Source organism: Pseudomonas sp. MPR-R2A5 (assembly GCF_058793055.1).
This window is the reverse complement of sequence record NZ_JBXAFK010000010.1, coordinates 1-14123: the sequence shown is the minus strand read 5'-3', so window position 1 is coordinate 14123 and position 14123 is coordinate 1. Positions and strand designations below refer to the sequence as shown.

Annotated in this window: 12 protein-coding genes; 6 read left to right on the top strand and 6 right to left on the bottom strand. The window is 59.5% G+C overall.

The window, feature by feature from the left end; all coding sequences use genetic code 11:
* Positions 1-117: 117 nt before the first annotated feature.
* The 5 genes from AC1Q6I_RS09960 to AC1Q6I_RS09940 all read left to right on the top strand — a co-directional run bounded on the left by AC1Q6I_RS09960 (position 118) and on the right by AC1Q6I_RS09940 (position 6640).
* Positions 118-1152, top strand: a complete 1035-nt coding sequence (locus AC1Q6I_RS09960; RefSeq protein ID WP_024073774.1) for an ABC transporter ATP-binding protein — start codon at positions 118-120, stop codon at positions 1150-1152.
* A gap of 1 nt (position 1153) precedes the next feature.
* Positions 1154-2083: an ABC transporter permease gene (locus AC1Q6I_RS09955; RefSeq protein WP_069075375.1), complete on the top strand. Its 930-nt coding sequence runs from the start codon at positions 1154-1156 to the stop codon at positions 2081-2083.
* A complete protein-coding gene (locus AC1Q6I_RS09950; protein WP_102624406.1) occupies positions 2073-2882 on the top strand; it encodes an ABC transporter permease in 810 nt (269 codons plus the stop codon). The genes AC1Q6I_RS09955 and AC1Q6I_RS09950 overlap by 11 nt, the downstream gene beginning before the upstream one ends.
* A 169-nt stretch (positions 2883-3051) precedes the next feature.
* On the top strand, positions 3052-4476 hold the full coding sequence (locus AC1Q6I_RS09945; protein WP_102624407.1) for a gamma-aminobutyraldehyde dehydrogenase: 1425 nt from the start codon (positions 3052-3054) through the stop codon (positions 4474-4476).
* 538 nt (positions 4477-5014) lie between these two features.
* Positions 5015-6640 (top strand): glucan biosynthesis protein D, encoded by a 1626-nt coding sequence (locus AC1Q6I_RS09940; protein WP_102624409.1) that lies wholly within the window; start codon positions 5015-5017, stop codon positions 6638-6640.
* Positions 6641-6708: 68 nt separating this feature from the next.
* Here the strand turns inward: AC1Q6I_RS09940 and AC1Q6I_RS09935 are convergent, their stop codons facing one another.
* From AC1Q6I_RS09935 to AC1Q6I_RS09910, 6 genes are all read right to left on the bottom strand, one after another.
* Entirely contained in the window at positions 6709-6894 is a 186-nt protein-coding gene (locus AC1Q6I_RS09935; protein WP_024073768.1) for a hypothetical protein, read from the bottom strand.
* 271 nt (positions 6895-7165) lie between these two features.
* A complete protein-coding gene (locus AC1Q6I_RS09930) occupies positions 7166-8272 on the bottom strand; it encodes an NADH:flavin oxidoreductase/NADH oxidase (protein WP_102624410.1) in 1107 nt (368 codons plus the stop codon).
* Positions 8273-8494: 222 nt separating this feature from the next.
* Positions 8495-10396 (bottom strand): potassium transporter Kup, encoded by a 1902-nt coding sequence (locus tag AC1Q6I_RS09925; protein ID WP_102624411.1) that lies wholly within the window; start codon positions 10394-10396, stop codon positions 8495-8497.
* Between the two features lie 490 nt (positions 10397-10886).
* A complete protein-coding gene (locus AC1Q6I_RS09920; protein WP_102642943.1) occupies positions 10887-11681 on the bottom strand; it encodes a DNA adenine methylase in 795 nt (264 codons plus the stop codon).
* A gap of 149 nt (positions 11682-11830) precedes the next feature.
* Positions 11831-12343 carry a lysis system i-spanin subunit Rz gene (locus AC1Q6I_RS09915; RefSeq protein WP_102642942.1) on the bottom strand — a complete coding sequence of 171 codons (513 nt, stop codon included), beginning with the start codon at positions 12341-12343 and terminating at the stop codon, positions 11831-11833.
* Complete coding sequence (locus AC1Q6I_RS09910; RefSeq protein WP_102642941.1) at positions 12340-12873, bottom strand: glycoside hydrolase family 19 protein; 534 nt, start codon at positions 12871-12873, stop codon at positions 12340-12342. Before AC1Q6I_RS09910 ends, AC1Q6I_RS09915 begins: the two co-directional genes overlap by 4 nt.
* A 315-nt stretch (positions 12874-13188) precedes the next feature.
* Here AC1Q6I_RS09910 and AC1Q6I_RS09905 point away from each other — a divergent pair, with 315 nt between their 5' ends.
* On the top strand, positions 13189-14070 hold the full coding sequence (locus AC1Q6I_RS09905; protein ID WP_102642940.1) for a hypothetical protein: 882 nt from the start codon (positions 13189-13191) through the stop codon (positions 14068-14070).
* Positions 14071-14123: the final 53 nt, after the last annotated feature.

Here is a 14123-nt window from a genome sequence, read left to right as displayed (position 1 = left end):
CCACCGCTATCGGGGGCAAGCCCCCTCCCACATTGACCGCATTCATAGATGTTTTGATTTTTCAGAAGTCCAGGCCGGGCCGCTGCGACGACCCGCGCCTTTTGGGAGCACCGCACCATGACGCTTGCAGTCCAATTCACCCACGTCTCCCGTCAGTTCGGCGAAGTGAAAGCCGTTGACCGGGTTTCCATCGATATCCAGGACGGCGAGTTCTTTTCCATGCTCGGCCCTTCCGGCTCCGGCAAGACCACTTGCCTGCGCCTGATTGCCGGGTTCGAGCAGCCGAGCGCAGGCTCGATCCGTATTCACGGCGAGGAAGCCGCGGGCTTGCCGCCGTATCAGCGCGACGTCAATACCGTGTTCCAGGATTACGCGCTGTTCCCCCATATGAACGTGCTCGACAACGTGGCCTATGGCCTGAAAGTCAAAGGCGTGGGCAAGCCCGAACGCCTCGAGCGCGCCGAAGAAGCCCTGGCCATGGTCGCCCTCGGTGGCTATGGCGAGCGCAAACCGGTGCAACTCTCCGGCGGGCAGCGCCAGCGCGTGGCCCTTGCCCGCGCCCTGGTCAATCGCCCACGCGTATTGCTGCTGGACGAACCCCTGGGCGCGCTCGACCTCAAGCTGCGCGAGCAGATGCAAAGCGAGCTGAAAAAGCTGCAACGCCAACTGGGCATCACCTTTATCTTCGTCACCCACGACCAGACCGAAGCCCTGTCGATGTCTGACCGCGTGGCCGTGTTCAATAAGGGTCGCATCGAGCAGGTGGATACGCCGCGCAATCTCTATATGAAGCCGGCCACCGTGTTCGTCGCCGAGTTCGTCGGCACCTCCAACGTGATTCGCGGTGAACTGGCCCAGCGCCTCAGCGGCAGTGCGCAGCCGTTCTCGATCCGCCCGGAACACGTGCGGTTCGCCGAAGGCCCGTTGGGGGCTGGCGACGTGGAAATCAGCGGCCTGTTGCATGACATTCAGTACCAGGGCAGCGCCACCCGCTATGAATTGAAACTGGAAAACGGCCAGGCGCTGAACATCAGCCAGGCCAACAACCAGTGGCTGGACATCAGCAGCGGCCATCAGGTCGGCCAGCCCATCACCGCCCGTTGGGCGCGGGGAGCCATGACTCCGCTGACCGATATCGCAGGCGAGGTCTGACATGAGCCTGGCCCTTTCCCAACCACCGATGCGCAGGTTTTCCAACCTGCTGTACCGCAAGCCCAACCTTTACCTGGCGATGCTGCTGGTGCCGCCGCTGATCTGGTTCGGCGCGATCTACCTGGGTTCGTTGTTGACCCTGCTGTGGCAAGGCTTTTATACCTTTGACGACTTCACCATGGCGGTCACCCCGGACCTGACCCTGGCCAACTTCGCCGCGCTGTTCCAGCCGTCGAACTTCGACATCATCCTGCGCACCCTGAGCATGGCGATCGTGGTGTCGATCGCCAGCGCGATAGTGGCCTTCCCGATTGCCTACTACATGGCGCGCTACACCACGGGCAAGACCAAGGCGTTCTTCTACATCGCGGTAATGATGCCCATGTGGGCCAGCTATATCGTCAAGGCCTATGCCTGGACCTTGCTGCTGGCCAAGGGCGGTGTGGCGCAGTGGTTCGTGCAGCACCTGGGCCTGGAGCCGGTGTTGCAGTTCGTGCTGGGCATTCCCGGCGTGGGCGGCAGCACCTTGAGCACCTCACACCTGGGCCGGTTCATGGTGTTCGTCTATATCTGGTTGCCGTTCATGATCCTGCCGATCCAGGCCTCGCTGGAGCGTTTGCCACCGTCGCTGCTGCAAGCCTCGGCCGATCTGGGCGCCAAGCCGCGCCAGACGTTCATGCAGGTGATCTTGCCGCTGTCGGTGCCGGGGATTGCCGCCGGTTCGATCTTCACGTTTTCGCTGACCCTGGGCGATTTCATCGTGCCGCAACTGGTCGGCCCACCGGGTTACTTCGTCGGCGGCATGGTGTATGCCCAGCAAGGCGCCATCGGCAATATGCCCATGGCCGCGGCGTTCACCCTGGTGCCGATCGTGCTGATCGCGGTGTACTTGTCCATCGTCAAACGCCTGGGGGCCTTCGATGCACTCTGAGAAATCATCACTCGGCTTGAAGATTGCAGCCTGGGGCGGCCTGGTGTTCCTGCACTTTCCGATCCTGATCATCTTCCTTTACGCCTTCAACACCGAAGAAGCCGCGTTCAGCTTCCCGCCCCAGGGCTTTACCCTGAAGTGGTTCAGCGTGGCCTTCGCCCGGCCCGACGTGCTGGACGCGATCAAGCTGTCGCTGCAAATTGCAGGCATCGCCACCCTGATCGCCATGGTGCTCGGCACGCTCGCGTCGGCCGCCCTGTATCGCCGTGAGTTCTTTGGCAAGCAAGGCGTGTCGTTGATGCTGATCCTGCCGATTGCACTGCCGGGGATCATCACCGGTATCGCCCTGCTGGCAACGTTCAAGACCCTGGGCATCGAGCCGGGGATGTTCACCATCATCGTCGGCCATGCGACCTTCTGCGTGGTGATCGTCTACAACAACGTCATCGCTCGCCTGCGCCGCACCTCCCACAGCCTGATCGAAGCGTCGATGGACCTGGGCGCCGACGGCTGGCAGACCTTCCGCTACATCATCATGCCCAACCTCGGTTCGGCGCTGCTGGCCGGCGGCATGCTGGCGTTTGCGCTGTCGTTCGACGAAATCATCGTCACCACCTTCACCGCAGGGCACGAGCGCACCTTGCCGCTGTGGCTGCTCAACCAGCTCAGTCGCCCACGGGATGTACCGGTGACCAACGTGGTGGCGATGCTGGTGATGATCGTGACGATGTTCCCGATTCTGGGGGCCTATTACCTGACGCGCGGCGGTGAAAGCGTGGCCGGTAGTGGCGGTAAATAACTTTTTTATTGAAGGCACCGCGCTCAAATGTGGGAGGGGGCTTGCTCCGATGGCGGTACATCAGCCCCCCATGTGTTGACTGACACACTGTTATCGGGGGCAAGCCCCCTCCCACATGTGAACCCGGTTCTTTCAGTGACATAACAATAGTGTTGAGGAGGATTGAACCATGCAAACCAAACTCTTGATCAACGGCCACCTGGTCGAAGGCGAAGGCCCGATCCAAGCCATCTTCAACCCGGCACTCGGCCGCGTGCTGGTGGAAATCAAGGAAGCCAGCGAAGCCCAGGTCGACGCCGCCGTGCGCGCCGCCGATGCGGCCTTTGAAAGCTGGTCGCAGACCGCGCCCAAGGATCGTTCGCTGTTGCTGCTCAAACTGGCGGACGTGATCGAAGCCCATGGCGAAGAGCTGGCCAAGCTGGAATCGGACAACTGCGGCAAGCCTTACAGCGCGGCGCTGAACGACGAGATCCCGGCGATTGCCGACGTGTTTCGTTTCTTCGCCGGCGCCAGCCGCTGCATGAGCGGTTCGGCCGGCGGCGAATACCTGCCCGGCCACACCTCGATGATCCGACGCGACCCGGTGGGCGTGATCGCCTCCATCGCGCCGTGGAACTACCCGCTGATGATGGTCGCCTGGAAGATCGCCCCAGCCCTCGCTGCGGGTAATACCGTAGTGCTCAAGCCATCGGAACAAACCCCGCTGACCGCGCTGCGCCTGGTCGAGCTCGCCTCGGAGATATTCCCGGCCGGCGTACTCAACCTGGTTTTCGGTCGTGGGCCTACCGTGGGCAACCCCCTGGTGACTCACCCGAAAGTGCGCATGGTGTCGTTGACCGGCTCCATCGCCACCGGCGCGAATATCATCGCCAGCACTGCTGACAACGTGAAGCGCATGCACATGGAACTGGGGGGCAAGGCCCCGGTGATCATCTTCAATGACGCCGATGTCGATGCCGCCGTCGAGGGCATTCGCACCTTCGGTTTCTATAACGCGGGCCAGGATTGCACGGCCGCCTGCCGCATTTATGCGCAGGCCGATATCTACGACGCCTTTGTCGAAAAGCTCGGCGCCGCCGTCGCCAGCATCAAGTACGGCTTGCAGGATGACCCCAGCACCGAGCTGGGGCCGCTGATCACCGCGCAGCATCGCGACCGTGTCGCCGGGTTTGTCGAACGCGCCATGGCGCAGCCGCATATTCGCCTGGTCACCGGCGGCAAGGCGGTCGAAGGCAACGGTTTCTTCTTTGAACCGACGGTGTTGGCTGATGCGCAGCAGGATGACGAGATCGTGCGCCGTGAAGTGTTCGGGCCGGTGGTGTCGGTGACCAAGTTCACCGATGAGGCGCAGGTGCTGGGCTGGGCCAATGATTCGGACTACGGTCTGGCGTCATCCGTATGGACGGCCGATGTGGGGCGCGCCCATCGCCTGGCCGCTCGTTTGCAATACGGCTGCACCTGGGTGAACACCCACTTCATGCTCGTCAGCGAAATGCCCCACGGCGGCCAGAAGCTGTCGGGGTATGGCAAAGACATGTCCATGTATGGGTTGGAGGACTACACCACGGTTCGCCATGTGATGTTCAAGCACTGATCCACGCCCAAACGCTTTAACGCTTTAACGCTTTAACGCTTTAACGCTTTAACGCTTTAATTGTAGGAGCGAGCTTGCTCGCGAAGAACGCAAGAGCACCGCGGTCAATCAGAATGTCCGCGTTATCGTTGACGTTCTTCGCGAGCAAGCTCGCTCCTACAGTTGAAACACCTACAGCGATAAAACCCAGGTTTCCCCCATGGACATCACCCACCGCGACGTCCTCAACGACGTCGCCATCTCCCTCCCACGGTTAGAGATGTAAACGATGTCCCCGGTTTATACCGGTTGCTCCCTCCCACCTTTGGATCTTCATAATGGTTGGGTAATGTGTTCACTCACAGCCCGGAAATGTCTTGTTTCATATGCGGCGCCATCACCCCGACATCAATCATTTTTCCTACGTCATAGAACCGCTTAAGCTATCCGGCGTCTGTTTAATGTCCGTTGCGTTTGGTCGAAGGCATGTCCGAACCGTTATTTTTGATCCGTTACGTGCCAGGAACGGCGCTGGATTTGCTCACGACAGGTTGTGTCTATGCACCGCAGGAATTTGCTTAAAGCATCCATGGCCATTGCGGCTTACACCGGATTGTCAGCCAGTGGCCTGCTGGCCGCGCAGGCCTGGGCCGGGAACCGTGCCGCCGACGGCAAGGCCGTGGCGTTCGATTTCGAAACGCTGAAGGCCCAGGCCAAACAGCTCGCCGGGACCGAATATAAAGACACCAAACAGGTGCTGCCGCCGACACTGGCGACCATGACCCCGCAGAATTTCAATGCCATCGGCTACGACGGCAAGCATTCGCTGTGGAAGGAGTTGAACGGCCAATTGGACGTGCAGTTCTTCCACGTTGGCATGGGCTTCAAGACGCCGGTGCGCATGCACAGTGTCGACCCGAAGACCCGGGAAGCCCGCGAAGTGCATTTCCGCCCTTCGCTGTTCAACTATGAAAAAACCACGGTCGACACTCAGCAACTGACCGGCGACCTGGGCTTCTCTGGCTTCAAGCTGTTCAAGGCACCGGAACTGGATCGCCACGACGTGCTGTCGTTTCTCGGCGCCAGCTACTTCCGCGCGGTGGATTCCACCGGCCAGTACGGCCTTTCCGCACGAGGCCTGGCGATTGATACCTACGCGAAAAAGCGCGAGGAGTTCCCCGACTTTACGCAATTCTGGTTCGAAACCCCGGACAAGGACGCCACGCGTTTCGTGGTCTACGCCCTGCTCGACTCGCCGAGTGCCACCGGCGCCTATCGCTTTGATATCGACTGCCAGGCCAACCAGGTGGTGATGGCCATCGACGCCAATATCAATGCGCGCACCGCCATCGAACAACTGGGTATCGCGCCGATGACCAGCATGTTCAGTTGCGGCACCCACGAACGGCGCATGTGCGACACCATCCACCCGCAAATCCACGACTCGGACCGCCTGGCGATGTGGCGTGGCAATGGCGAGTGGATTTGCCGCCCATTGAACAACCCGGCCAAGCTGCAATTCAACGCCTTCGCCGACACCGACCCGAAAGGTTTCGGCCTGGTGCAGACCGACCATGAGTTCGCCAGCTACCAGGACACCGTGGACTGGTACAGCAAGCGCCCAAGCCTGTGGGTCGAACCCACCACCGCCTGGGGCGAAGGCTCGATCGACCTGCTGGAAATCCCGACCACCGGCGAAACCCTCGACAATATCGTGGCCTTCTGGACGCCGAAAAAACCCGTGGCGGCCGGCGATTCGCTCAATTATGGCTACAAACTGTACTGGAGCGCCCTGCCGCCGGTGAGCACGCCGTTGGCGCAAGTCGATGCGACTCGTTCCGGCATGGGCGGTTTCACCGAAGGGTGGGCACCGGGCGAGCATTACCCGCCAGTTTGGGCACGCCGTTTCGCCGTGGACTTCAAGGGCGGCGGCCTGGATCGCCTGCCACCCGGCACCGGTATCGAGCCCGTGGTCACCTGTTCCCATGGTGAAGTGAAAGACTTCAGCGTGCTGGTGCTCGACAACATCAAGGGCTACCGCATTCTGTTCGACTGGTACCCGACCAGCGACAGCGTGGAGCCGGTGGAACTGCGCTTGTTTATCCGCACCCAGGACCGCACCTTGAGCGAAACCTGGCTGTACCAGTACTTCCCGCCGGCACCGGACCAGCGTAAGTACACATGATGCGTTGACTTGAACATGGGCGCGGGCTTGCTCACCACAGCAAGCCCGCGCCCATGTTCAGCGGCGACTCAGAACCGCGACACGCTTTTCATCGCGCCAATCAGATACCGCATCGCCACCTGATCGCTTTCGGTCAGGGCGCGATACTGCGCCAGTAATTCAGCTTCATCGGAACTCAACCTTTGGGCGCGCGAGTACACCCTGCGGGTCAGAAAAGACACCACCACACCGGCTACACCATAGGACTTGGCCATGGACTGTTTCTCCTGATATCGATCAAAACTCCGTGTGCCCATTACCCGCCTCCCGTGAAGCGCAATGCTTCGGCAGACAAACCGGCTGACTCCCTGGGCCAGGAATCAGACTTACCCTAAGCGTAGAAACAATCTCGTGACGTGTGGGATTTTTTTAGAGTATTCACTTAAATAATTGGGTCAGGAATAAATACCTACAGCCCTATCCCACAGTTGCGGGCAAAAAAAAACCCACCGGGCCAGGGTGGGTTTTGTGAGCGCGGATGAAGGCTCAATCCCTGAGATCAGACTCATGAATCGGCTGGTCGCGATGAGTCGCCCGTTGGTACTGGGCCGGCCAGATTGCCTTGCGCCCACCGAGATCATCGTCGGCATGCAGCGGCCAGTACGGGTCACGCAGCAGTTCACGGGCGAGGAAAATGATATCGGCCTGGCAGGTGCGCAGGATGTGCTCGGCCTGGGCCGGTTCGGTGATCATGCCGACGGTGCCGGTGGCGATGCCCGACTCTTTGCGCACACGCTCGGCGAAGCGTGTCTGGTAGCCCGGCCCCGTGGGGATCTCGGCATTGGCGGCGGTGCCACCGGAGGACACGTCGATCAGGTCCACACCCAGGTCTTTGAGGCGACGCGCCAGTTCCACGGTTTCATCCGGGTTCCAGCCGTCTTCCACCCAGTCGGTGGCCGAAACCCGCACAAACAACGGCAACTCCTGGGGCCAGGCTTCGCGCACCGCTTCGGTCACTTGCAGCACCAGGCGGATACGGTTTTCAAAGGACCCGCCGTATTGGTCCTGACGCTGGTTGCTGATGGGCGACAGAAATTGATGTAACAGGTAACCATGCGCCGCGTGGATTTCCACCACCTCGAAACCCGCGGTCAACGCACGCTTGGCGGCGGCGACAAAGTCGCTGATCACTTGCTGGATCTGAGCGTCATCCAGTTGCCGGGGTTGCGTGTGGTTCGGGTCAAAGGCAATCGGCGACGGCCCCACCGGCACCCAGCCGCCGTCTTCCGGCTTGACGCTGCCATGCTTGCCGATCCACGGCCGATGGGTGCTGGCCTTGCGCCCGGCGTGGGCCAGTTGAATGCCGGCCACCGCGCCCTGGGCGGCGATAAAGCGGGTGATGCGTTGCAAGGGTGCGATCTGTTCATCGTTCCACAAGCCCAGGTCTTGGGCGGTGATACGGCCATCGGCGGTGACCGCGGTGGCTTCGGTAAAAATCAGCCCGGCGCCGCCGACGGCACGACTGCCAAGGTGGACGAGGTGCCAGTCATTAGCCAGGCCATCGACACAGGAGTATTGGCGCATCGGCGACACGGCAATGCGATTGAGCAGGGTCAATTGGCGCAGGGTATAGGGTTCGAGCAGCTGACTCATGGCGCACCTCTTCTTGGCTTTTGGGCACTTCTGTAGGAGCGAGCTGGCTCGCGAAAGCCTCATAGACACCGTTTATCGAGGATCGAGGCGTTACCGTAAACGTTTTTCGCGGGCAAGCCCGCTCCTACACAACAGTGCTTAGAGCCTAGTCGACAACGCTGGATTGCACAGGGTTCAGAAACGAAAACGGGAGCCGATTGCCGGCTCCCGTGGTGCGGCCTCTTACATTTCGACCTGGGTGCCCAGCTCGATCACCCGGTTGACCGGGAGCTTGAAGAAACGCAGGTTGCCGTTGGCGTTCTTCAACATGAACGCGAACAAGCCCTCGCGCCAGCGCGCCATGCCTTTGATCCGCGAGGCGATGACCGTTTCGCGGCTGAGGAAGTACGTGGTGCGCATCGGGCTGAAATCCAGCTCGTCCAGATGGCACAGTTTCAACGCTTCAGGCACGTCCGGCTCATCGGTAAAGCCGAAGTGCAGGATCACGCGGAAGAAACCTTCCCCGTAGGCATCCACCTCGAAGCGCCGTGCGGCCGGCACCCGCGGAATATCCTCATAGACCACCGTCAGCAACACCACCTGCTCGTGCAGCACCTGGTTATGCAGCAGGTTGTGCAACAGCGCGTGGGGCACAGCGTCGGGCCGTGCGGTGAGGAACACCGCGGTGCCCTGCACACGATGGGGCGGTTGCACACGGATGCTGCCGATAAAAATCGGCAGTGGCAGGCCGCCTTCGTCGAGGCGATCCATCAGCAGTTCCTTGCCGCGTTTCCACGTCGTCATCAGGACAAACAACACGATCCCCGCCAACACCGGGAACGCACCGCCCTGGACGATTTTCGGCACGTTGGCGGCGAAGAACAGGCCGTCCACCAGCAGGAAACCGATCAATACCGGAATCGCCAGCAGCGGTGGCCACTTCCACAGCAACAGCATCACCGCCGACACCAGGATACTGGTGATCAGCATGGTGCCAGTCACCGCGACACCGTAGGCGGAAGCCAGGGCATTGGAGGACTCGAAGCCCAGTACCAGCAGGATCACGCCCACCATCAACGACCAGTTCACAGCACCAATGTAGATCTGGCCTTGCTCGGCGCTGGAGGTGTGCTGGATGTGCATACGGGGGATGTAGCCCAGCTGGATCGCCTGGCGAGTCAGGGAGAACGCACCGGAAATCACGGCCTGGGACGCAATCACCGTCGCCAGGGTCGACAGCACCACCAGCGGAATCAACGCCCAGCTCGGCGCCAGCAGGTAGAACGGGTTGCGCGCCGCTTCGGGGTTTTCCAGCAACAACGCGCCCTGGCCGAAATAGTTGAGCACCAGCGCCGGCAGCACGAGGGCGAACCAGGCACGGGCGATGGGCTTGCGCCCGAAGTGGCCCATGTCAGCGTACAGCGCCTCGGCACCGGTCAAGGCCAGCACCACAGCGCCGAGAATCGCCACGCCCATGCCGGGGTGGACGACAAAGAAGCGCACACCCCAGACCGGGTTCAGCGCGTTGAGCACTTCCGGATGCTGGCTGATGCCATGCACCCCCAGGCCGGCCAGCACCAGGAACCACAACACCATGACCGGGCCGAACAGCTTGCCGATACGGTCGGTGCCGTGTTTCTGGATCAGGAACAGGCCCACCAGCACCACCAGCGACAACGGCACGACCCAGCGCTCAAGCCCATCAAAGGCCAGTTCAAGGCCCTCTACCGCCGAGAGTACCGAGATTGCCGGGGTGATCATGCTATCGCCGTAGAACAGCGCGGCACCGATCAGGCCGAGAATCACCAGCACCGACCGCAACTTGGGATACGGCGACGCCGCCCGCCGCGCCAGCGCCGTCAGGGCCATGATGCCGCCCTCGCCCTGGTTGTCGGCGCGCAGGATAAACAGCACGTACTTGATCGACACCACCCAGACCAGCGACCAGAAAATCAACGCCAGAATGCCGAAGACCCCGTCATGATTGACTGAAACCCCATACCCCCCGGCAAACACCTCTTTAAGGGTATAGAGCGGGCTGGTACCAATATCGCCGTACACCACCCCGACCGCCGCCACCAGCATGCCTATCGGCTTGGCGTTTGAATGCTCGGCACCCGCTGCCTGACTACTTGCCTGACCCATCAACCACTCCTGCCCTTTGACCTGAGGTCTTTTATAAACAACGCGCCTAAGCTGACCCTAGCATGCGCTGTTTTACTTCTCGTAACAGACGTTTTATTGACCCAGGGCTTTCCCCGCGAGCAACGGCGCGAAGCATAGCGCAGCACTCGTCGCATTTCCCTGCATAAAGCTGGTCAAGTGCGTTGCCCGTCGCTAGAATTGCGCACTTTTTGATCAGAGGCGCAGCAAGCGCCCGTCCGCAGCCCTGTCATGCCCGACTGGCGGCGTCATTCAATACCGAGGTTAGACATGTCCACCACCATCGCAAAGGCCAACCCCAAGGTTGGCTTTGTTTCCCTGGGTTGCCCAAAAGATATTCAATAAATACAAATAATCCAGGCAAAAAAAAGGCCCTGAGCAGCAAGGAAACTCCTTACTACTCAGGGCCTTATAACTTTCACCCGACTCAGCCGAATCATAAACTTCTTTATCTCGCACACTCTTCGACAACCTAGAACAGCCCACCCAACGCTGCTGGCTCCCAATTCATGATCACAAGCTCTCCGCTGACATCGGCTTTCCCCTGCCGCTGATTCGCCGTGCTGTACCGGATGTCCACTGTCTCAAAGTGAAACCCCTTAAACACTTGCCGGATGTCCGGGTGGTCATTGATGCTGACCATCACCTTGCCCTGGCAGCGCCGCATGAATTCGGCCATCCGCTCATAGTTTTCAAAGGGGAAATCCACGCCATAGCCGGCGGTCTGCCAGTAAGGCGGATCCATGTAGTGGAAGGTATGGGCACGGTCATAGCGCTCTGCGCACTCTAGCCAGCCCAGGTTCTCGACGTAAGTCCCGGAAAGACGCTGCCACGCAGCCGAGAGGTTTTCCTCAATTCGTAGCAGGTTGATCGTCGGAGCAGTGGTTGCGGTGCCGAACGTCTGCCCTGTCACCTTGCCCGCAAATGCATGGTGCTGCAGGTAGAAAAACCGGGCCGCGCGCTGGATGTCGGTGAGGGTTTCAGGCCGAGTCATCTTCTGCCACTCGAACACCTGGCGTGAACTGATCGCCCATTTGAACTGGCGCACGAATTCTTCCAGGTGATTCTGCACAACGCGGTACAGCGTGACCAGGTCGCCATTAATGTCGTTGAGAACTTCAACGGGCGCGGCCTGTGGTCGCATGAAGTAGAGCGCGGCGCCGCCGGCAAAGACTTCAACGTAGCATTCGTGGGGTGGAAATAGCGGGATAAGACGATCGGCCAGACGGCGTTTGCCGCCCATCCAAGGGATGATGGGTGTGGACATATAAAAGCAAGACCTTTGCTGTATGAATAAACAGTGCTAGGCTCGTTACGCTTTGTGCACGAAGCAGGAGCCTTGGCTGGACTTGCAGGGGAAATCTGCGGGGAAGGTGGCCGGGCGGGATGTTGGCGCATCCTGCCCGACCGCTCCTTTCATTTCGATGTAGAGACTGCTTTTGCGTAGGCCTGGCATGCCCTCAAGGCAATTAGTCCCTGGTCCCCGTCATCGGTGATGGCGAGAATTCGTTGAGCATGCGCTGGGTCAAGTTGGGCGCGCGCGGCTCCATGAACCACGCCGGCGGTGCCGGGGGTGGCAGGCACGTTGCAGCCACCGGCTGAATCCGCGGCGTCGAGAAGGACTGACAGCCTGACATCAGAAGTGGCAAGGCGATCGCGCAGAACAGCCTGGTTGCGTTGGGCATCGGATAATTCCCTGGTGTGTTGTTGGTCCTGGCCGGCGAGTTGCTTCTCCAGGGCCAGGCGCTTATCGGTCTCGTCGCGGGCTTGGTCGGCGGCGGCATTGGTGATCGCCGCCAGGTCATCCTTGTGCAGGCCGGCCTGCTCGGCGAGCTTCTTGCCCATGCGCCAGTCCTGCACCTGCCAGGCGCCGCCAAAGCCGATGACCATCGCCAGCAGGATCGCGGCCAGGATCTGCCCGGGCGTCATGCCAGCACCTTTTTCGCCTTGTCCCACAGCAGCAGGCGATCTTCCAGGCCGTTGATCCCACCGTTAATGCGGCGGGTGATCTTCACGAAGTCGCCCTGGTCCGCCAGCGTGTTCAGGCCTTCCATAGACCAGAACCAAGCCGCCGACATCGCGGCGTGCTGCGGCAGCTCGAGCAGCTCTGGCTTACTGAGCAGGTCCAGGCCCAGGGCTTCACCGCACGCGGCGTAGTTGGCTCGACCGGTGATCTGGATCAGGCCCCGGCCACGATACTTGGAGCCGTCGCCCGGCACAGTGTTGCCCAGGTCTGCGCGCCCTTCATAGCCGACCTGCTGCGCCGTCGGCCCCCACAACTCCTTCAGCCAGCGGAACTGGCCCGACTCGTGCCCAACCTGGGCGATGAAGGCGGCGACCCGGAGCAAGCCGACAATTCCGTAACGGTTCATGGCCGTGTTCAGGGCAGGAACAAAAACGCCGGCTTGGCGGCCGGCGTTCGGAAGAATCTGCAGCAGCTGCTGCTCGGTGATGGGCATACTTTTCTCCATACGAAAAAAACCATACATTGGCGATAGTTAAAAGTAAAACCAACTCGATCCACTTAGGTGGACAATGCAGCACCAATAATGGCCGTGCAATTGATTACAACATAGTGTTCCGAAGCCGTTATTATTTGACAGACTTTTCGATTAGCACTTAGTCGGTACCTGTGTAAAAATCCGAATACGCATGTAAGGAACGCGTAAATACTGCACAAAGCCGTAAAAACTAAAAAGTTCCATGCCCGCGGTGGCCTCGACTAAAAAACCGCGCAACCACTGGTAATTTAAAACTACCAGGCTAGGAGCATCATGAAAGTAAACAAAACGTCAGCAACACTCTCACTGGCTGCCTTATTGATCGGTATAGAGATCGCCGTTCGCGCCTCGGGCCTAGTTGACTTTCCACTGTATGATGCAAATAAAGAAATCGGGTATATCCCCAAGCCTTCACAGGCCGGTTCATTTCTACACAAAAACATATGGCAATTTAATTCTTTGAGTATGGGTTCCGGTCCATTTAAGCCAAGCAGCGGTATTGATGTATTGCTCATCGGTGACAGCGTTGTTTTAGGAGGCAACCCCTACAAACAACAAGACAGGCTTGGGCCTGTCTTGCAGATTGAAAGCAAGCACGCCGTCTGGCCAATTTCTGCAGGAAGCTGGTCGATTAGCAACGAGCTAATCTACTTAAAGGCTCATCCCGATGTGCTAAAGGATATTGATACTTTTATTTTCGTGTTGAATTCGGGGGACTTTCAAGGTCCATCTTCCTGGGGCTGCGAGACAACCCATCCACGAGAGTATCCCTACTCAGCAGCCTACTACGTCTTCAAAAAATACATTTACGACTTCCAGCCGTGCACTGGCGTACTAAAGGAACTAACCGTCGCAGAGGGAGACTGGAAGACTGCGCTTAAAGAGTTTTTTGAGTTTGAAACCGTCAAAGGTAAGCCTGTTTCTTTTTTCTTATACCCTAACAAAAAAGAATCAGCAGGGAGTATCGAGGTTTCCACCTTCGAGGGGTACGCGGCTGACTTACTGCAAGCAAGTAATGGCAGAGCACACGTGTTTAGCATTTTTCGTGACCCTCGATGGAGCGAGCAATTCTTTCGGGATGAAATACATCCAACGGTTGAGGGAACCAAAGTACTGGCCTCCATCATAAACGGCTCTTCGCATTTAAGGGTGTAGAAAAAATCTGACCGGCTGGAAAAGGAGTCGAGGATCTTAGAAAATGTAAGCTC